Source organism: Methylobacterium tardum, assembly GCF_023546765.1.
GTDB classification, from domain to species: domain Bacteria; phylum Pseudomonadota; class Alphaproteobacteria; order Rhizobiales; family Beijerinckiaceae; genus Methylobacterium; species Methylobacterium tardum.
This window is the reverse complement of sequence record NZ_CP097484.1, coordinates 3918716-3936533: the sequence shown is the minus strand read 5'-3', so window position 1 is coordinate 3936533 and position 17818 is coordinate 3918716. Positions and strand designations below refer to the sequence as shown.

17 protein-coding genes, 1 tRNA gene and 1 pseudogene are annotated in these 17818 nt (G+C 69.3%); 16 read left to right on the top strand and 3 right to left on the bottom strand.

The features are described 5' to 3' along the window. The first annotated feature begins 68 nt into the window (after positions 1–68). The 9 genes and pseudogenes from hemB to M6G65_RS18775 all read left to right on the top strand — a co-directional run bounded on the left by hemB (position 69) and on the right by M6G65_RS18775 (position 8865). Positions 69–1127: a porphobilinogen synthase gene (hemB, locus tag M6G65_RS18815; RefSeq protein WP_250102709.1), complete on the top strand. Its 1059-nt coding sequence runs from the start codon at positions 69–71 to the stop codon at positions 1125–1127. Continuing rightward, entirely contained in the window at positions 1124–1492 is a 369-nt protein-coding gene (locus tag M6G65_RS18810) for a hypothetical protein (protein WP_192707440.1), read from the top strand. The genes hemB and M6G65_RS18810 overlap by 4 nt, the downstream gene beginning before the upstream one ends. Before the next feature lie 80 nt (positions 1493–1572). After that, positions 1573–2061: an RDD family protein gene (locus tag M6G65_RS18805; RefSeq protein ID WP_238199224.1), complete on the top strand. Its 489-nt coding sequence runs from the start codon at positions 1573–1575 to the stop codon at positions 2059–2061. A 125-nt stretch (positions 2062–2186) separates the two neighbouring features. Next, complete coding sequence (locus M6G65_RS18800) at positions 2187–2933, top strand: arginyltransferase (RefSeq protein WP_238199226.1); 747 nt, start codon at positions 2187–2189, stop codon at positions 2931–2933. A gap of 107 nt (positions 2934–3040) precedes the next feature. Then, complete coding sequence (gene purB / locus M6G65_RS18795; protein WP_238199227.1) at positions 3041–4348, top strand: adenylosuccinate lyase; 1308 nt, start codon at positions 3041–3043, stop codon at positions 4346–4348. Positions 4349–4398: 50 nt separating this feature from the next. After that, entirely contained in the window at positions 4399–5256 is an 858-nt protein-coding gene (locus M6G65_RS18790; protein WP_250102708.1) for a D-amino-acid transaminase, read from the top strand. A 134-nt stretch (positions 5257–5390) separates the two neighbouring features. Continuing rightward, positions 5391–5723 (top strand): hypothetical protein, encoded by a 333-nt coding sequence (locus tag M6G65_RS18785; RefSeq protein ID WP_238199229.1) that lies wholly within the window; start codon positions 5391–5393, stop codon positions 5721–5723. A gap of 143 nt (positions 5724–5866) precedes the next feature. Further along, positions 5867–7158 (top strand): annotated as a pseudogene (locus M6G65_RS18780) (adenylosuccinate synthase). A 282-nt stretch (positions 7159–7440) separates the two neighbouring features. Beyond that, the gene (locus M6G65_RS18775; protein WP_238199230.1) at positions 7441–8865 is read left to right on the top strand and encodes a histidine kinase; all 1425 of its coding nucleotides are present in this window, start codon (positions 7441–7443) and stop codon (positions 8863–8865) included. Between the two features lie 50 nt (positions 8866–8915). Here M6G65_RS18775 and rpoH read toward each other — a convergent pair whose 3' ends face one another. Beyond that, complete coding sequence (rpoH, locus tag M6G65_RS18770; protein ID WP_250102707.1) at positions 8916–9809, bottom strand: RNA polymerase sigma factor RpoH; 894 nt, start codon at positions 9807–9809, stop codon at positions 8916–8918. Between the two features lie 236 nt (positions 9810–10045). Continuing rightward, positions 10046–11050 carry an RluA family pseudouridine synthase gene (locus M6G65_RS18765; RefSeq protein WP_250102706.1) on the bottom strand — a complete coding sequence of 335 codons (1005 nt, stop codon included), beginning with the start codon at positions 11048–11050 and terminating at the stop codon, positions 10046–10048. 101 nt (positions 11051–11151) lie between these two features. Here M6G65_RS18765 and M6G65_RS18760 point away from each other — a divergent pair. The 3 genes from M6G65_RS18760 (at position 11152) to M6G65_RS18750 (ending at position 13087) form a co-directional block, all read left to right on the top strand. Next, a tRNA-Glu gene (locus tag M6G65_RS18760) sits at positions 11152–11227 on the top strand. A gap of 469 nt (positions 11228–11696) precedes the next feature. Further along, a complete protein-coding gene (locus M6G65_RS18755; RefSeq protein WP_250102705.1) occupies positions 11697–12518 on the top strand; it encodes a dienelactone hydrolase family protein in 822 nt (273 codons plus the stop codon). Positions 12519–12721: 203 nt separating this feature from the next. Next, on the top strand, positions 12722–13087 hold the full coding sequence (locus tag M6G65_RS18750; RefSeq protein ID WP_238199235.1) for a c-type cytochrome: 366 nt from the start codon (positions 12722–12724) through the stop codon (positions 13085–13087). A gap of 255 nt (positions 13088–13342) precedes the next feature. On the opposite strand, the gene M6G65_RS18745 is transcribed toward M6G65_RS18750, so the two are convergent. Further along, on the bottom strand, positions 13343–14017 hold the full coding sequence (locus M6G65_RS18745) for a sigma-70 family RNA polymerase sigma factor (protein WP_238199236.1): 675 nt from the start codon (positions 14015–14017) through the stop codon (positions 13343–13345). Positions 14018–14229: 212 nt separating this feature from the next. On the opposite strand from M6G65_RS18745, the gene M6G65_RS18740 reads away from it, so the two are divergent. The 4 genes from M6G65_RS18740 (at position 14230) to M6G65_RS18725 (ending at position 17805) form a co-directional block, all read left to right on the top strand. Next, positions 14230–15789, top strand: coding sequence for a PAS domain S-box protein (locus tag M6G65_RS18740; protein ID WP_250102704.1), 1560 nt, complete (start codon positions 14230–14232; stop codon positions 15787–15789). Positions 15790–16041: 252 nt separating this feature from the next. Then, positions 16042–16548 (top strand): CsbD family protein, encoded by a 507-nt coding sequence (locus M6G65_RS18735; protein ID WP_238199238.1) that lies wholly within the window; start codon positions 16042–16044, stop codon positions 16546–16548. Between the two features lie 49 nt (positions 16549–16597). Beyond that, a complete protein-coding gene (locus M6G65_RS18730; RefSeq protein ID WP_238199239.1) occupies positions 16598–17521 on the top strand; it encodes a PhnA-like protein in 924 nt (307 codons plus the stop codon). 80 nt (positions 17522–17601) lie between these two features. Then, positions 17602–17805 (top strand): CsbD family protein, encoded by a 204-nt coding sequence (locus tag M6G65_RS18725; RefSeq protein WP_250102703.1) that lies wholly within the window; start codon positions 17602–17604, stop codon positions 17803–17805. Positions 17806–17818: the final 13 nt, after the last annotated feature.

Sequence of the window (17818 nt, the reverse complement as noted above, 5' to 3'; positions counted from 1 at the left end):
TCCCACGCCTTCGGCGCCGGTGCGCCGGCCGTCCGCGGCATTGCCCGCGCGAACCGTAGCGAAGCCGCATGTCAGACACATTGCCAGAGCCGCGTCCCATCGCCGTGGAGGCCGCCCGCGAGGGTGCCCGTGTCGAGGGCCTGAAGATCACTCAGCGGCCACGCCGCAACCGCAAGGCGGATTGGTCGCGCCGCCTGGTCCGCGAGCACACGCTCACGGTCGATGACCTGATCTGGCCGATGTTCGTTATCGAGGGCGAGGGGCGGCGCGAGCCGATCGCCTCCATGCCGGGTGTCGAACGGCTCTCGGTGGATGAGATCGTCCGCGAAGCGGAGCGCGCGGCGCGGCTCGGCATCCCGGCGGTGGCCTTCTTCCCGTTCACCGAGGTCGAGCTGCGCGATCCGACGGGCTCGGAGGCGCTCAACGCCAACAATCTCGTCTGCCGGGCGGTGCGCGCCGTGAAGCGCGCCGTCCCGGAAGTCGGGATCATGACCGACGTCGCCCTGGACCCCTACACCAGCCACGGCCACGACGGGTTGATGAAGGACGGCGCGATCCTGAACGACGAGACCGTGGCGGTCCTAGTGGAGCAGAGTCTGATCCAGGCCGAGGCCGGCACCGACATCATCGCGCCCTCCGACATGATGGACGGGCGCGTCGGCGCGATCCGGGCCGGCCTCGACAAGGCCGGGTTCCTCGACGTGCAGATCATGGCCTACGCGGCCAAGTATGCCAGCGCCTTCTACGGACCGTTCCGCGACGCGATCGGCACCAAGGCGGCGCTGATCGGCGACAAGCGCACCTACCAGATGGATCCGGGCAACTCGGCCGAGGCCCTGCGCGAGGTCCGGCTCGACCTCGGCGAAGGGGCCGACTCGGTGATGGTGAAGCCGGGCCTGCCCTACCTCGACATCATCCGCCGCGTCCGGGACGAGTTCCAGGTGCCGACCTTCGCCTATCAGGTGTCCGGCGAGTACGCGATGATCGAGGCCGCCGCCCGGAACGGCTGGCTCGACGGCGACCGCGCGATGGTCGAGGCGCTGCTCGCCTTCAAGCGGGCCGGGGCCGACGGGGTCCTCACCTATCACGCCCCCCGCGTCGCCGAACGTCTGCGCAGCCAGCCGTGAGGCGCCTGCACCGCTGGCTCCTCGGGGCCGCGGTGGTGGCGGGCTTTCTCGGAGGGCTCGCCGCCTGTCAGGACACCCTGCGGCGCGAGCGGGTCGCCACCTGCCGCCGGGCCCTTCCGGCGATCGCGCCCCAGGCCGGGATCCGCCTGCTGCGGGCCGCCACCGGCCCGGCCGCCAACACGGTGCGGGTCGATTATGCCGACGGCAACCGGCAGCACTGGCTGACCTGCCGCTTCGACGCCGGATCGACCCTCGTGGCTCTCGCCACCGAGAGCACGAGCCTGTCGGGCCCCTCGCTCTACATGCTCAAGCGCTTCTATCTCGACACGCCCGACGCCGAGGCCGGCGACCCGGCCGAACGGTGACGCAGAATCCGGTGCCCTTGCGGCTTCCGCGGGGCGCACCCACCTCTCCGGCTGCAGCCTCGCTTGCAGGACGCGACACCATGCAGAACCCTCAACCCGGCTACGCGCAGCGTTTCGATGCACCCGGCTACGCGACCTCGCTGCCGGTTCCCTTCGTGCGGGCCAGCCTCGGCGGCCGGACGGTGGCGTATCTTCTCGATATCCTGTTCATCTTCGGGTTCACGGTCCTGCTGACGCTGCTGATCACCGTCGTCGGTGTCGTGACCTTCGGCCTGGGATGGACGCTCTTCGCCGTCCTGCCGGCGAGCGGGATCATCTACAGCGCGATCACGGTGGGCGGCGCGAAGCAGAGCACGATCGGCCAGCGGCTGATGGGTCTGCGGACGATCGCGCCCGAGAGCGGAGCGCGGGTCGACATCATCACGGCGGCCGTCCACGCGCTGCTCTTCTACGTGGCGATCTCGACCTTCCTGCTCTGGTGCGTCGACATCGCCTTCGGGTTGATGCGGTCCGACCGACGGCTCGGCCACGATCTGCTGCTCGGCCTCGCGGTCGTCCACGCGCGCTGAGGACGTTCTGACGCGACGAAAAACCCGCGGGCCGGGTGGCCGGAGGCATTGAGCCCGGCCACGCCACCTGTACACTGGTATGCCGGCGCCGAGAGGATGCATCCGGCGCAGGGTCCAGAAGAAGCGTGACCAGCCATCCCCGCGATACGCCGCAATTTTATCTCACCGCGCCTTCGCCGTGCCCCTACCTGCCGGGCCAGGAGGAGCGGAAGGTGTTCACCCACTTGGTCGGGCGCCGAGCCCGCGACCTCAACGAGATCCTGACCCAGGGCGGGTTTCGCCGCTCGCAGACTATCGCCTATCGCCCGGCCTGTGAGACCTGCCGCGCCTGCGTCTCCGTGCGCGTCGTCGTGGACGAGTTCGTGCCGAGCGCCAGCCAGCGACGCATCCTCGCCCGCAACACCGATTGGGTCGGCACCCCGGAGCCGAACCGGCCGGCCTCGGAGCAGTATGCCCTGTTCCGCCGCTACCTCGACGCGCGCCACGGCGATGGCGGCATGGTCGACATGACCGTCCTCGACTACGCCATGATGGTCGAGGACAGCCACGTCGACACGCACTTGGTGTCATACCGACGGCACGGACCGGACACGGCGATCACCGGGCGCGGCTCGGGCCCGCCGCTGGCGTTCTGCCTGACGGATGTCCTCGCCGACGGGCTGTCGATGGTCTACTCGTTCTACGATCCCACGGAGGCCGGGCGCTCGCCGGGGACTTTCATGATCCTCGACCACATCCGTCGGGCCCGCCAACTCGGCCTGCCGTATCTGTATCTCGGCTACTGGGTCGAGGGCTCGCGCAAGATGGACTACAAGTCCCGCTTCCGGCCCCAGGAGCGGCTGATGGGACAGGGCTGGGTGCGGACCGAGTGAGGTCGCTCCACAACCCGTGTCCCACGGGCATGATCCGTATGCATTGAGCGGCCGGCCCGCCGCATGCTACCGGCCTCGCACGCAATCCGGACCGTGCCGAGGCCTCCATGATCCCCCGCTATAGCCGCCCCGCGATGACCGCGATCTGGTCGCCCGAGAGCCGGTTCCGGATCTGGTTCGAGATCGAGGCCCACGCCACGACGGCGCTAGCCGAGATCGGCGTGGTGCCGAAGGAGGCCGCCGAGACCGTCTGGGCGAAGGGCAGGGACGCCGTCTTCGACGTGGCCCGGATCGACGCGATCGAGGCGGTGACGAAGCACGACGTGATCGCGTTCCTCACGCATCTCGCCGAGATCGTCGGTCCCGAGGCGCGCTTCGTCCACCAGGGCATGACCTCCTCGGACGTGCTCGACACCTGCCTCAACGTGCAGCTCGTGCGCGCGGCCGACATCCTCATCGCCGACGTGGACGCGCTGCTGTCCGCCCTGAAGGCGCGGGCCGTCGAGCACAAGCTCACGCCGACCATCGGGCGCTCGCACGGCATCCATGCCGAGCCGGTGACCTTCGGGCTCAAGCTTGTCCAGGCCTATGCCGAGTTCGAGCGCAACCGGAGCCGGCTCGTGGCGGCCCGCGAGGAAGTCGCCACCTGCGCGATCTCCGGAGCGGTCGGCACCTTCGCCAACATCGATCCGCGCGTTGAGCAGTACGTCGCCGAGAAGATGGGCCTGACCGCCGAACCGGTCTCCACCCAGGTCATTCCGCGCGACCGGCACGCGATGTTCTTCGCCACGCTGGGCGTCGTCGCCTCGTCGCTGGAGCGCCTGGCCATCGAGATCCGCCACCTGCAGCGCACCGAGGTGCTGGAGGCCGAGGAGTTCTTTTCCGAGGGTCAGAAGGGATCCTCGGCCATGCCGCACAAGCGCAACCCGGTGCTGACCGAGAACATCACCGGCCTCGCCCGAATGGTCCGCGGCTACGTCACACCCGCCCTCGAGAACGTGGCGCTCTGGCACGAGCGCGACATCTCGCACTCGTCGGTCGAGCGGATGATCGGCCCCGACGCGACCGTGACCTTGGACTTCGCGCTCGCCCGCATGACCGGCGTGGTCGAGAAGCTGCTGATCTACCCGGCCAACATGCAGAAGAACCTCGACCGGCTCGGCGGCCTCGTCCACTCGCAGCGGGTCCTGCTGGCGCTCACGCAGGCCGGCGTGTCGCGCGAGGATGCCTACCGCCTGGTCCAGCGCAACGCGATGCCGGTCTGGCGCGGGGAGGGCGACTTCCTGGCGCTCCTCAAGGCCGATCCCGAGGTCACCGCCGCGCTCTCGCCGGAGCAGATCGAGGAGTGCTTCGATCTCGGCTACCACTTCAAGCACGTGGACACGATTTTTGCGCGGGTGTTCGGCGCGGCCTGAGCGCCGCACGATTCCTGCTTGGGCCCGCGACGAACACAGGAAGGCAATCCGTGACCTCACCCCGCATCGTCTACCTCAACGGCGCATTCCTCCCCTTCGAGGAGGCCCGTGTGCCGATCATGGACCGCGGCTTCCTGTTCGCGGACGGGATCTACGAGGTCTCCGCGATCATCGACGGCAAGCTCGTCGACAACGCCGCGCATCTCGCGCGCCTCGATCGCTCCCTGGGTGAGATCGGCATCCGCAACCCGCACGCCGCCGCGGGCTGGGAGCGCCTGCAGACTGAGCTGGTCGCCCGCAACGGCGTCACCGAGGGGCTGGTCTACATGCAGGTGACGCGCGGCGTCGCCGAGCGCGACTTCGCCTTCCCGAAAGGCGATGTCGCGCCGACCGTGATGATGTTCACGCAAGCCAAGACCGTGCTGGCCAACCCGCTCGCCGAGAGCGGCGCCCGGGTGATCACCGTCGAGGACCTGCGCTGGAAGCGCCGGGACATCAAGTCCGTGGCCCTTCTGGCGCAGGTGCTCGCCAAGCAGCAGGCGGCCGAGGCCGGCGTCGCCGAGGCCTGGATGGTCGAGGACGGGGCGGTGACGGAGGGCTCGTCCTCCACGGCTTTCATCGTCAGCCGCGAGCGGGTTCTCGTGACCCGGCCGCTGTCCACGGCCCTGCTGCCCGGCATCACCCGGGCCTCGGTGCTGCGGCTCGCCCAGGAGGCCGATCTGCGGATCGAGGAGCGCCTGATCCCGGTCGCCGAGGCCTACGAGGCTCAGGAGGCGTTCTACACCAGCGCCTCGGCTTTCGTGATGCCGGTCGCCGAGATCGACGGGAAACGGATCGGCGAGGGCCGGCCCGGCCCGCTGACCCGGCGCCTGCGCGAGCTGTACATCGAGACGGCGCGCCAGGGCTGAGCCCGAGCGGCCACTCTCGGGACGGCGCCGGTCGGGATCCGGGCCGCGAGGCGATCCGCTTCGGCGGGGGCAGGAACGGATGCCGCCCCCGGCTGTTCCTCCCCGAATTCGTGTCCTGAGAGGGGAGGCCGATCGTGCCGAAGACGTTCCTGCTCGCAGCGATGGCGGCGACCCTGATCGCGCTGCCTGCCTATGCCCAGAACCCCGATGCGCCGCTGAAAGGGCGCGATTCGGATCCGGCCGTCCCGTCCGGGACGCAGACGCCGCCAGATCGCGTCCGTCCGAGCGCGAATGCGCCGCCCAAGGACCAGTCGCTCAGCGACAAGCTTCAGCAGAACGACGGCGTCATCAAGCCGCCGGAGGCGGGGACGACCGGAACCGTGGTCAAGCCCGACCAGTCCGGCTCGATGCCGGTGATCAAGCCCAATGAACTGCCCGGCCGCGCACCGGGGACCGAGGCGAAGTAGGCATCCGCACGGCAGCTATACCGGCTGCCATGCGGCGAGTTGCTTGATTTCGCTGCCCGGATCGCGGAAACGGCTCACGACGTACGGCGCCCGCACCCGCGGGCGGCGGCGTCCCGGTTTCCGTCGCGGGTAAGCAGGCAGGCATGGCCAACGTCGTCGTTGTGGGCGCCCAGTGGGGCGACGAGGGCAAGGGCAAGATCGTCGACTGGCTCTCCGAGCAGGCCGACATCGTCGTCCGGTTCCAGGGCGGGCATAATGCCGGCCACACGCTCGTCATCGACGGCGTAACTTACAAGCTGGCGCTGCTGCCCTCGGGCGTGGTCCGCGGCGGCAAGCTCTCGGTGATCGGCAACGGCGTCGTGGTCGATCCCTGGCACCTCGTCGACGAGATCGAGCGGATCAAGGCGCAAGGGGTGGAGGTCTCGCCCACCTCCCTGCGGATCGCCGACAACGCCACGCTGATCCTGCCGCTCCACCGCGAGCTGGATCATTTCCGCGAGACCGCGAATGCCGGTCTGAAGATCGGCACCACCAAGCGCGGCATCGGGCCGGCCTACGAGGACAAGGTCGGGCGCCGGGCGATCCGCGTCGCCGACCTCGCCGACCCCGACGCGCTCCCGGCCAAGATCGAGCGCGTGCTGACCCATCACAACGCCCTGCGACGCGGCCTCGGCATTGACGAGGTCAATGCCGAAGCGCTGCTCGCCGAACTGAAGGCCATCGCCCCGAAGATCCTGCCTTTCGCCGACACTGTCTGGGCGCTGCTCGACGAGGAGCGCCGGGCCGGCAAGCGCATCCTGTTCGAGGGCGCGCAGGGCGCGCTGCTCGACGTCGATCACGGCACCTATCCGTTCGTGACCTCTTCCAACATCGTGGCCGCGCAGGCGGCGACGGGTTCGGGCCTCGGCCCGGGCGCGATCGGCTACGTGCTGGGCATCGCCAAGGCCTACACCACCCGGGTGGGCGAGGGGCCGTTCCCCACCGAGCTGTTCGACGAGATCGGCGAGACCATCGGCAGCCGCGGCCGCGAGTTCGGCGTGAATACCGGGCGCAAGCGCCGCTGCGGCTGGTTCGATGCCGTGCTGGTGCGCCAGACCGTGCGCACCTCCGGCATCCACGGCATCGCGCTGACCAAGCTCGACATCCTCGACGGCTTCGAGGAGATCCGCGTCTGCACCGGCTACATGCTGGACGGCCAGCCGATCGACCACCTGCCGGCGAGCCGGCTGCACAAGCGCGGGTCGAGCCGGTCTACGAGGTGATCCCCGGCTGGTCCGAGACCACGGCGGGCGCCCGCTCCTGGGCGGATCTGCCGGCGCAGGCGATCAAGTATGTCCGCCGCATCGAGGAACTGATCGGCGCGCCGGTGGCCCTGCTGTCGACCTCGCCGGAGCGCGACGACACGATCCTGATGCACAACCCGTTCGAGGATTGACGCATCGCGCGCTATCCCGTTGACGACGCAAGTTTTTGAACACCCCGACTGTATCCAGCCCGTGCCCGCTTGATCTAGAACGGGCGCGCGGGCGGGCGGCCATCCTGATGGCCGCCCTGCCACCATCTCGGTAACCGAGGCGCGGACGCGGTTTCGCGCGGCGGATCACGACATAACCGGCCGACGGGCCGTGACCGACCCTGACGGGCGGGAGCGGCCCTCGGTCCCCGGCCCTCGACCGGTGCTGCCGGACGGTGGCCGAAGGGGGCGGACCAGGGCACCATGGCCGATTACTATCCGCTTCTGGCGCGCGCCCTCGACGCGCTGCCGGATCGAACACCCGCCTTGCGCAAGGCGGTCTACGACCGCGCGCGCAACGCCCTGATCAGTCAGCTCCGCTCGCTCGATCCGCCCTTGTCCGAGAGCGACATCGACCTGGAGCGCCGGGCCCTCGATGCCGCGATCGAGCGGCTCGAGATCGACCACGGTGGTCTGCCGGCTCCGGCCAACGACGCCGCGCAGGTCTCGGGACAGGCTCTGCCGGCCATCGCGGAGCCGGCTGACCGGGAGTCCGACATCCCGGAGCCGTCGCCGCCGCCACCGGCGATCACGCCGGAGCCCGTTCTGCCGCCGGCCGCGCCGGTCGCCTTCGCGGCGCCGGCTCTCGCCCCTGAGCCCAAGACGGAGCCCGAGCAGCCCCGCGAAGCTCCGATCCCGATCGCGCCGCCGCGCCCCGGCTCCGTCCAACCCGCCGCGCCCGAGACGCCGGAGCCGCCGGAGCCGCCGGCTTCAGCGATCCCGACGGGCGCGGAGGAACCCGACCTGTCCACCGCAGGCGATGGCGGAAGCGGGCGTCAGCGTCCGCGCATCGAGGTGGTGCCGCCGCGCGCCGGGCGTTCCCGGGTGCTGCGCAATGTCTTCATCGGCTCCGTGCTGGCGGTGGTGATCGGGCTCATCGCCGTGGCGGCGTTCCTCCTGCGCGACCGTCCGCAGACACTCCGGCCGAACGGCGCCGAGACGGCGGATACGCAGCAGCCCGAGGGCGAGACCAAGTTCGGCGATCGCGTCGGCGGCGACGCGGCGCCAGCGCCGAAGATCGCTGCCCGCCCGGAGGGCAGCGCGACGCCGCGCCCGACCACGGCTCCGGCCGAGGCGACCGTCGCGGTGGCGCAGCGCGCCGAGCTGATCGAGGAAGCGTCCGGAGCCGAGAACGCGCAGCCGACATCAACACCCGGCCGGGTGACGTGGCGGCTCGATACGGTCAACGGAGAGCAGGGGCAGCCGCTTCAGAATGCGGTGGTGGCCACGGTCACGATCCCCGATGCGGGTCTGACCCTGGTGATGACGATCCAGCGCAATCTCGACACGACCTTGCCGGCCTCGCACACGGTCAGCCTGTCCTTCAGCCAGTCCGGGAATGGGCCGGCCCGCACCGTGCAGGATGTCGGCCTCCTGCAGGCCAAGGACGAGCAGAATGCCCGCGGATCGCCGGTCTCGGGTCTGCCGGTGCGTGTCCGTGACAACTTGTTCCTGATCGGCCTGTCGTCGCTGCCGAACGACATCGAGCGCAACACCGATCTGCTGCTTCACCGCAACTGGTTCGATCTGGCTCTGCGCTACACCTCCGGCAAGCGCGCGGTCCTGACGTTCGAGAAGGGATCGGCCGGCGCGCAGGTGATGCAGAGCGCCTTCGAATCCTGGCAGTGAATCACCGGTAGCATCTGCCGGCGCGCGCAGCCGCGCGCCGGGCCGGTCGGTCAGTGGGCCTCGATGCCGGCCCGGGGCGCTTCGCGGCTGGCGATGTTGCGCTTGACCGCCTCCTGAACCTTCTCGAAGGCGCGCACCTCGATCTGCCGGACCCGCTCGCGCGACACGCCGAACTCGCCCGAGAGATCCTCCAGGGTGATCGGGTCCTCGGCGAGACGCCGGGCCTCGAAGATGCGGCGCTCGCGCGGGTTAAGGACGCCGAGCGCATCGCGCAGAGCCGAGAGGCGGTTCTGCCCCTCCTGCTCACGAGCCAGGACAGTCTCCTGGCTGGGCGCGTTGTCGGCGAGCCAGTCCTGCCACTCGCCCTCGCCCTCCTCGCGCAGGGGTGCGTTGAGCGACGTGTCACCGGACAGGCGCCGGTTCATGTCGATCACGTCCTGCTCGGGCACGCCGAGGCGGGTGGCGATCTGCTTCACTTGGTCGGGCTTGAGGTCGCCCTCGTCCAGCGCCGAAATCTTGCCCTTCGCCTTGCGCAGGTTGAAGAACAGCTTCTTCTGGTTCGCCGTGGTGCCCATCTTCACGAGCGACCAGGACCGAAGGATGTATTCCTGGATCGCCGCCTTGATCCACCACATGGCGTAGGTGGCCAGACGGAAGCCCTTGTCGGGGTCGAAGCGCTTGACGGCCTGCATGAGGCCGACATTCCCCTCGGACACCACCTCGCCGATCGGCAGCCCGTAGCCGCGATAGCCCATGGCGATCTTCGCGACGAGACGCAGATGCGAGGTCACGAGCCTGTGCGCAGCCTCACGGTCGCCGGCATCGCGCCAGCTCTTCGCCAGCGTGAACTCCTCCGTCGGCTCCAGCATCGGGAACTTGCGGATCTCATCGAGGTAGCGCGACAGGCCACCTTCGTTGGCGAGCACGGGTAGCGTACCGGCCATGGCATTCTCCTGAACCTATGTCCCCCTTGAGGGCGGACGCGACGGGCAACAGTGCCGTCCACTCGGGCCGCTCTTGAGCCGACCCTGCCGGCCACCCATCTCATACGGGCTGCCGGGGAGCCGGTCGCGGTTGAAGACACTCACGTCGTCATCAACGCGCCATCGGCCGAATAGGTCGTACCATGTCACGAAGTGACGCGGTACGGGGTGACCTTTCGCACGTTGCTCGGCTCCGGTTACAGACGCGCGGGACCCTCGGATTCCGCCCGCAGCGCCGTCACGAGCGCGGCGAGATCCGGCGGCAGCCGGCTCTCGAAGCGGAGGGTCTGACCCGTGCGCGGATGGCTGAACCCGAGCAGCTCCGCGTGAAGTGCCTGCCGGCCCAGGGCCGCAAGCGCGTCGCGCGCGTCCGGCCGCAGACGCGCGGCCTTCGTGCGGAAGGCGCCGCCGTAGACACCGTCCCCGAGGAGCGGGTGGCCGCGATGGGCGAGGTGCACGCGGATCTGATGCGTCCGCCCGGTCTCGAGCTGGCAGCGAACCAGGGCGGCCTCCGCGTAGGCTTCGGCCACCGCGTAATGCGTCACCGCGTGGCGGCCGGCCTCATCGGAGACGACCGCGATCTTCTCGCGATGGTAGCGGGAGCGCGCCAGACTCGCCCGGATGGTGCCGGTGCGCGGCTGCGGCAGCCCCCAGACCACGGCCGCGTAGGCCCGTTCCAGCGGTCCGGTCCGGCCATGATCGGCAAATTGGCTGGTCAGCCCCTGGTGGGCGGCATCGTTCTTCGCGACCACGATCAGACCGCTTGTATCCTTGTCGAGCCGATGGACGATGCCGGGCCGGCGCACGCCGCCGATCCCCGAGAGGCTCGCGCCGCAATGGGCGATCAGGGCGTTGACCAGTGTTCCGCTCTCGTGACCGGGCGCCGGATGAACGACGAGCCCGGCTGGCTTGTCGATCACGATCAGGTCGTCGTCCTCGTACACGATCGGCAGGTCGACGGCCTCGGCCTCCGGCTCGGCGGCCTTGGGCTGCGGCACCGTCAGGGCGAGCTGCGCGCCGGCACCGACCTTCGCGGCGGGATCGCGCACCGGGGTGCCATCCCGGCGCACCTGACCCTCCCGGATGAGGTCCTGCAACCGGGCCCGCGACAGGTCCGGGAACAGGGCCACCAATGCCCGGTCGAGCCGTACACCGCCCTCCGCAACCAGACCGACCCGTTCTTCGGCGACGTTGTCCACCACGATCCGTCCGCACCCGATTCGATCCGCCGACGCGGATTTCCTGAGGAAGGCTCTTGCTCCCTCGGCGGGTCGTGGCTATAGCACCCCCGCGCCGCCGGAAAGCTCCCATCGTCTAGCGGTCTAGGACGTCGCCCTCTCACGGCGAAAACAGGGGTTCGATTCCCCTTGGGAGCGCCACCGGCGCATTTCTGCAAATCCGACAACGGCATACCGGAAGTGTGCTCGATGCCGCTTCCGCGGCGGGGCCACGCTGCCCCTTTGCGAAGCGGCCCCGGGCGCGGTCGTTCCCCGCGCGCTGCGCTTCTCGGATGTCGTGTTCGACTTTCTCCGGCATCGGATAATCCGTCACACCCGTGAGCGCGCGGCATCTGGCGGTGCGCTTGTCGAGACGGACGCGGCTGACTTGCGCAGGTCAGGGCTTGAGCGATGTGGCGGCCGGAGGCAGGCCATGCCCCAGATCGATTGCGAAGCCGACCCTCGACAAGGCTTGCCGTCTCCTGCGATCCGGGAGACCAGATGCTCCGCAAGGAAGCCGCGGGCGTATGGACTGCCGGTTGCCGGCCTGAAGGTCATGTCCGGGACCGGTGGGGCTCTGGTCTCGGGCGAAGAGAGGGGCAGGGCGACCATGAGAGCGGCGACGAGCCTGTTGCGTCGTTGGGCCAGCTACCTTGGGGTGTGGGCGCTGCTGCCCAGCAGCGCCTGGGCGCAGGCCACCGACGTCACATTTCCTGGGCCGCAGGGCGTGGAGCTGCACGGCATCCAGTACCGGCCCGGCGGCACGGGCCCATTCCCCGCTGTCGTCGCCCTGCATGGCTGCGGCGGGCTCTACGATCACAGCGGTGCCCTCAACGCCCGGCACGCCGATTGGGGCGAACGTCTCGCCGCACAGGGATTTCTCGTCCTCTTCCCCGACAGCTTCGGGTCACGGGGGCTCGGCTCCCAGTGCAGCACGACCGGTCGGGCGATCCGGCCGGGCCGCGAGCGCGCCGCGGATGCCGAGGCAGCCAAGGCCTATCTGCAGGCTCGGCCCGACGTGAAGCCCACGGCCGTTTCGCTGCTCGGGTGGTCGAACGGAGGGTCGACCGTGCTCTATGCCGCCGGTGCACGTGTCTCCGACGGTCGGCCGTCGTTCGCCCGGGCTGTGGCGTTCTATCCTGGATGTCGCGCACTGGCCGAGCGCAGCTGGCACGATCGCGTCCCGCTGCAGATCCTGGTGGGCGGTGCGGATGACTGGACGGGCGCCGCCGCCTGTCAGAGTCTTGCCGCGGCCGCCCAAGCCCGCGGCGAGCCGGTCGCGATCACGGTGTATCCCGGCGCCTACCACGACTTCGATCATCCGGCCCTGCCGATCCGCGAGCGGCGGGGCTTGGCCCATACGGTGGCCGGCGACGGGGTGGCACATGTCGGCACCGATCCGGCCGCGCGCGAGGACGCCCTGATCCGCGTGCCCGCGTTCTTGGCGCGTTAGGATTCCTTGAGGCCTCTCGGATGCGCTTCGGCGAAGCGCGAAGCGTGCTCGTCGCTTCGCTTCTGCCGGTCCCGCCGGGCTCCGCGCGAAAAAAGGCCGTCGCGCCGGCGGCGGGCCGGATTAAGCCGGAACAACGGACGTCTACCTCTCGCAACGCCAGGGTTCTCATCGCGATCGAACCCGCTTGGCTCAAGAGGAAGTTCATGCGTTCATTCGTTCTCGGCGCCGTCCTTGCCGCCCTGATCCCGCTTTCGGCTCAGGCCCAGGAGGCCGGCGACGCGGCCGCCGGCGAGAAGGCGTTCGCCCCGTGCAAGGCGTGCCACAACTTCCAGAAGAACGGCGTGGGTCCGGACCTGAAGGGCGTCGTCGGCCGCAAGGCGGGCACCTATGAGGGTTACAACTACTCCGCCGCGCTGAAGAATTCCGGCCTGACCTGGGACGAGGCCACGCTCCACGAGTGGCTGAAGAACCCGAAGGCGAAGGTGCCGGGCAACAAGATGATCTTCCAGGGCTACCCCGACGACAAGAAGATCAACGACGTGATTGCCTACCTCAAGACGCAGTCCTGAGCCGGGCGCTGGCGAATAATCGGCACGGGCAGATGTGCTCGTGTCGGCTATCGCATTGCGCAAACTACTCGGGATCGATTCCGGAAGTAGACAGCGCGAGCGCAAATACGCTGACGTAATAGCCGCGAAAATTTGTCATCGTCGGCGCTTTTCATGGCGCGCGGCTTTGTTAGACTTCCGGGAGGTGCTCGGCGTAACGCACCGAGCGCCCTCTTCCTTCAGCCCCGCCGGCCTCGCCGCGCGGGGCCTTTTGGGTCAGACCTCGCCCAGTGCGCGGGTCAGCCGATCGCGCGCCCGGCTCACGCGACTCTTGACGGTGCCAGGCGGGCAGCCGAGCACGGCCGCGGCGGCCTCGTAGGGTAGGCCCTCAATCGCGACCAGCATCAACGCCTCGCGATGCGGCGGCTCGAGGCCGTCGAGGGCGGCCTGCACCTCCTGCAGGCGCAGCGCGTGATCCTGTCCGGCCGGCTCCGTCAAGGCGGCGGCATGAAGGCCGTTGGGATCCGGCACCTCGTACCGACGCTTGCGCCGCCCGTTGATGAAGCCGTTGCGGAGGATCGTGAACAGCCAGGCAACGAGGCTGGTGCCCGCCTGGAACCGCTCGCGATGCTCCCAGGCCTTGAGCAGGGTGAGCTGCACGAGGTCGTCGGCCTCGCTGCTGTCGTAGGCCAGCGACATGGCATACCGGCGCAGGCACGGCACCATGCCGAGCAGGTCGTCCTTGAAGGCGCCCGGAACCTGCCGGTCGGACTCCGCGGCGTCGAGCGCTGCCGAGAGGCGTTCCAAGACCCCACTCAGGCGAGAGCCTGGATCGATCTCTACAACTTCTGAATAGTATTGCCGCAGCCGGTCGCCGAGCTGGGCAGGCAGTTGGGAAATCACGGAGCCGGACGCATCGGCCGGTTCCCGCTGTTCGGCGGCGGGCTGCACGGGGAGCACTCGTCTCGATTGTGAGAGGTCGCCTGGTCGGCGGGTGATGAGGCCCGCATGAGGGCCGCTTATTTATCCCTAACTGAAATCGTCCACGTCAATGATGCGTGTATACCAGGAAAATAACATGGGTGACGGAACCGGCTTGCGCGCAACCCGTTTGTGCCCCGCTGCCGACTGGGCAGTGGCAGACATGACGGGTGAAACGAGCCGTGACGGTTGGCGTCGACAGGCATGAACTCCGGCAGATCATCGCCGGCCTCAGCGAAGGCGTGATCCTGGTCGAGCCCGACCAGACCATCGCGTACGCCAACGAGGCCGCGCTCGCGATGCACGGCGCCCAGAGCCTCAATGAACTCGGATCGACCGTCGACGCGTACCGGCAGCGCTTCGCCCTGCGCTACCGCAACAATCTCACGCCGAACCATTACCCGATCGAGCGCGTGGTCGCGGGAGAGCGCTTCCACGATGTGATCGTCGAGGTGAAACGCGCGGACAAGCCCGACATGGACTTCGTCCATTCGCTGCGCAGCCTCGTGGCCACCGACCGCGACGGCAATCCGAGCTGCCTGGCGCTGATCCTGAAGGACGTGTCCGACCAGTTCGAGGCCGAGGCGCGCTTCGAGGCGGCCTTCAACGCCAATCCGGCGCCCGCGGTGATCACGCGCTTGTCAGACCTGCGGCACGTCAAGGTCAATCACGGCTTCCTCGAGATGACCGGCCACACCCGCGACGCCGTGATCGGCCGCAGCGTCTACGAGGTCGACGTGCTGGCAGGCTCGCGGAACCGGGACCTCGCCGTCGCGCGCCTGAACGAGGGCGCCACCATCCCGCAGATGGAGGCCTGCCTGGATCTGCCCGACGGCGGCTCGCGCTTCGTCATCGTGGCGGGCCAGCCGATCGAAATGGGCGACGAGCCCTGCATGCTGTTCACCTTCGCGGATCTCGATCTGCGCCGGAAGGCCGAGACGGCCCTGCGGCAGAGCGAAGAGCGCTTCGCCAAGGCATTCCGGCTGACCCCCGTACCCACGGTCCTGGCGCGCGCCGAGGATTTCCTGGTCACCGGCGTCAACGAAGCCTTCGGGCGCGTCTTCGGCCTGGGCGAGGACCGGATCGTCGGCCGCAGCCTGACCGAGGCCGGACTGTGGGTGAGCGAGGCCCAGCGCTTACAGGTTGAGGCGTCGCTGGATCGGCACGGCTCCGTGCGCGGCGCCGAGGTGTGCCTGAAGCACGAGAGCGGTGCCAATCTCGACTGTCTCGTCTCCGCCGAGCGTATCGCCATCAACGAGGCCGGATTTGTGCTCCTGGTCGTCCAAGACATCACGGAGCGCAAGCACTCCGAGCGCGAACTGTTCGACGCGATCGAGACCGTGATGGCCGATACCTCGTGGTTCAGCCGGGGGCTGATCGAGAAGCTGGCCAACCTGCGCCGGCCCGACCGCGAAGGCGCGGATGGCTCGGCTCCCAATCTCACGGTGCGGGAACGCCAGATCCTGAACCTGATCTGTTCCGGGCTCGGCGACGACGCGATCGCCCGAAAGCTCAGCCTGTCGCGCAACACCGTCCGCAATCACGGCGCTGCGCTGTACCGCAAGCTCGGGATCCACAAGCGCAGCGAGGCGGTCGTCTGGGGACGAGAGAACGGTTTTCCGCTGAGCATACCGGCAGATGAAGATCACTCTACCGGTACATCTGCATCATTGATCGACACGGGTGGGCGCACATCTTCCGGTCGAGCCCCGGTAGTCTCGCGGACGACGAAGCGCCCATGACGGAAGACAGGAATTCGACTTCCGCCGATCACCTCAAGGCGTCCGTCACGGAAGCCATTGGCAAGCTGACCGGCGAGAGCCGGGTCGAAGCCGAGGGTCGGCGCAAGAAGCGCGGCGTTCGCAAGGCCGACGCAGACGGAGCCGCGCCCGGACGATCCAAGCCCACCGGCTCGGATCAACGCTAGGGCGAAGCCATCCGGCGCCCCTTGGCAGGGCGCCGCCCAACCGAACACCACCAGAGAGGAGAACGACATGGTCGACACGGATCGAATCACGGGCGCAGCCCGGGAGCTTGGCGGCAAAGTGCAGGGCGCCGTCGGCGACCTGACCGGCTCGAAGCGGGACTCCCTTGAGGGCCGCGCTCGCGAGGCAGCGGGCCAAGCCGAGGGGGTTTACGGTCAGGCGAAGGACACGATCCGCGGCGCTGCCGAGCACGTCGCCGACACCGCCCGCGACCTCGGTGGCAAGCTTCGCGATGCCGTCGATGACCGCCTGGGATCGGACGATGTCGAGACCCGCGTTCGCCGTGCACAGGGCGCCGTCGAGGATCACTACGTCCGGGCCGAGCGCGGCGTGCGCCGCGCCGCCGACGAGGCCTACGACTATGCCGAGGACGCCTATGAGCGCGGCGGCCATTACCTGCGCCGCGGCACCCGTGAGGTCAGCCATCAGGTGGCTGAGTACCCGCTGGCCTCCCTGTTGATCGCCGGCTTGGCCGGTTTCGGCCTCGGCCTCCTCATCAGCGCCTCCCGCGACTGAGCCGCCAGCTTCTCTCAACCTTCAACGACCCAAGACCCGGAGTAAGAGCGTGACCACCATACAGACCGTTGCAACGCCCCTCGGCACCGAGGCACACGCCGATACGCGTGCCGTCCTGCTGAACCAGGTCTCCTGGGGCGCCATTTTCGCCGGCGCCGTGACCGCGCTGGTGACCCAGGTCGTCGTCAATCTCGTCGGCGTCGGCGTCGGGCTGGCCTCGGTGGGCACCAACAGCGCCGACAACCCGGCCGCCTCCAGCGTCTCGCTGGGCGCGGGCATCTGGTTCGTCGCCTCCGGCATCGTCGCCTCGCTGGCCGGCGGCGCCATCGCGGGCCGGCTCTCGGGCAAGCCGCTGCCGGGCGCGGCCGCTCTGCACGGTCTGGTGTCCTGGGCGGTGACGACCCTGGTGGTCCTCTATCTGCTGACGTCGGCGGCCAGCGGCTTGATCGGCGGCACGCTCAGCACGGTGTCTGGCGCGCTGGGCGGTGCGGGCAACCTCGTGGGCGGCACCGTGCAGACCGCCGCGCAGGCTGCGGCCCCGTCGCTGTCCAAGATCTCGAACCCGCTGGACGGGATCGAGCAGAAGGTCCGCGAGCAGGCCTCCGGTCAGGATCCTCAGGCGGCCCGCGACGCGGCGGTCGCAGCCATCAAGGCGCTGTTCACCGGCGACGCGAACCAGAAGCAGCAGGCTGAGACCCGCGCGGCCGACGCCCTGGCGAAGGCGCAGAACATCCCGGTCGATCAGGCCCGCCAGCAGGTGCAGGATTACGAGAAGCAGTACGACCAGGCGGTGGCCACGGCCAAGCAGAAGGCCGAAGCGGCGGCCGTGACGGCGAAGTCGGCGGCCACGCAGGGCGCGTTCTACGCCGCGCTGGCACTGGTCCTGGGGGCGCTCGCCGCCTTCTTCGGCGGTCGCCTCGGCGCCCCGAAGCCCGCGACCCTGCTCGGTGCCTACGAGACCCGCCGTCTCTGATCCCCATCGGCTCCCGCAGGAGCGCGGGAGCCGCTCATACCGGCGCGAGGCCGGCCAACCCACCTGAAGGAGAGCACGCGATGAGCAGCACCACCGACAAGATCAAGGGCACGGCCAACGAGGCCGTCGGCAACGTCAAGCAGGCGGCCGGCAAGGCCACCGGCAACGACAAGCTCGTGGCCGAGGGTAAGGCCCAGGAGCTGAAGGGCGAGGCGCAGAAGACGGTCGGCGACGTCAAGGACGGCGCCAAGAACCTCGCCGACAAGGTCACCGGCAAGCACTGATGTCCGGGATGGC

What these genes read in the sequence shown, in the direction of transcription:
- M6G65_RS18750 (WP_238199235.1), top strand. Translation starts at nt 12,722, where the DNA reads ATGCGTTCATTCGTTCTCGGCGCCGTCCTTGCCGCCCTGATCCCGCTT.
- M6G65_RS18775 (WP_238199230.1), top strand. Translation starts at nt 7,441, where the DNA reads ATGGCCGATTACTATCCGCTTCTGGCGCGCGCCCTCGACGCGCTGCCG.
- purB (WP_238199227.1), top strand. Translation starts at nt 3,041, where the DNA reads ATGATCCCCCGCTATAGCCGCCCCGCGATGACCGCGATCTGGTCGCCC.
- hemB (WP_250102709.1), top strand. Translation starts at nt 69, where the DNA reads ATGTCAGACACATTGCCAGAGCCGCGTCCCATCGCCGTGGAGGCCGCC.
- M6G65_RS18805 (WP_238199224.1), top strand. Translation starts at nt 1,573, where the DNA reads ATGCAGAACCCTCAACCCGGCTACGCGCAGCGTTTCGATGCACCCGGC.
- rpoH (WP_250102707.1), bottom strand. Translation starts at nt 9,809, where the DNA reads ATGGCCGGTACGCTACCCGTGCTCGCCAACGAAGGTGGCCTGTCGCGC.
- M6G65_RS18735 (WP_238199238.1), top strand. Translation starts at nt 16,042, where the DNA reads ATGGTCGACACGGATCGAATCACGGGCGCAGCCCGGGAGCTTGGCGGC.
- M6G65_RS18725 (WP_250102703.1), top strand. Translation starts at nt 17,602, where the DNA reads ATGAGCAGCACCACCGACAAGATCAAGGGCACGGCCAACGAGGCCGTC.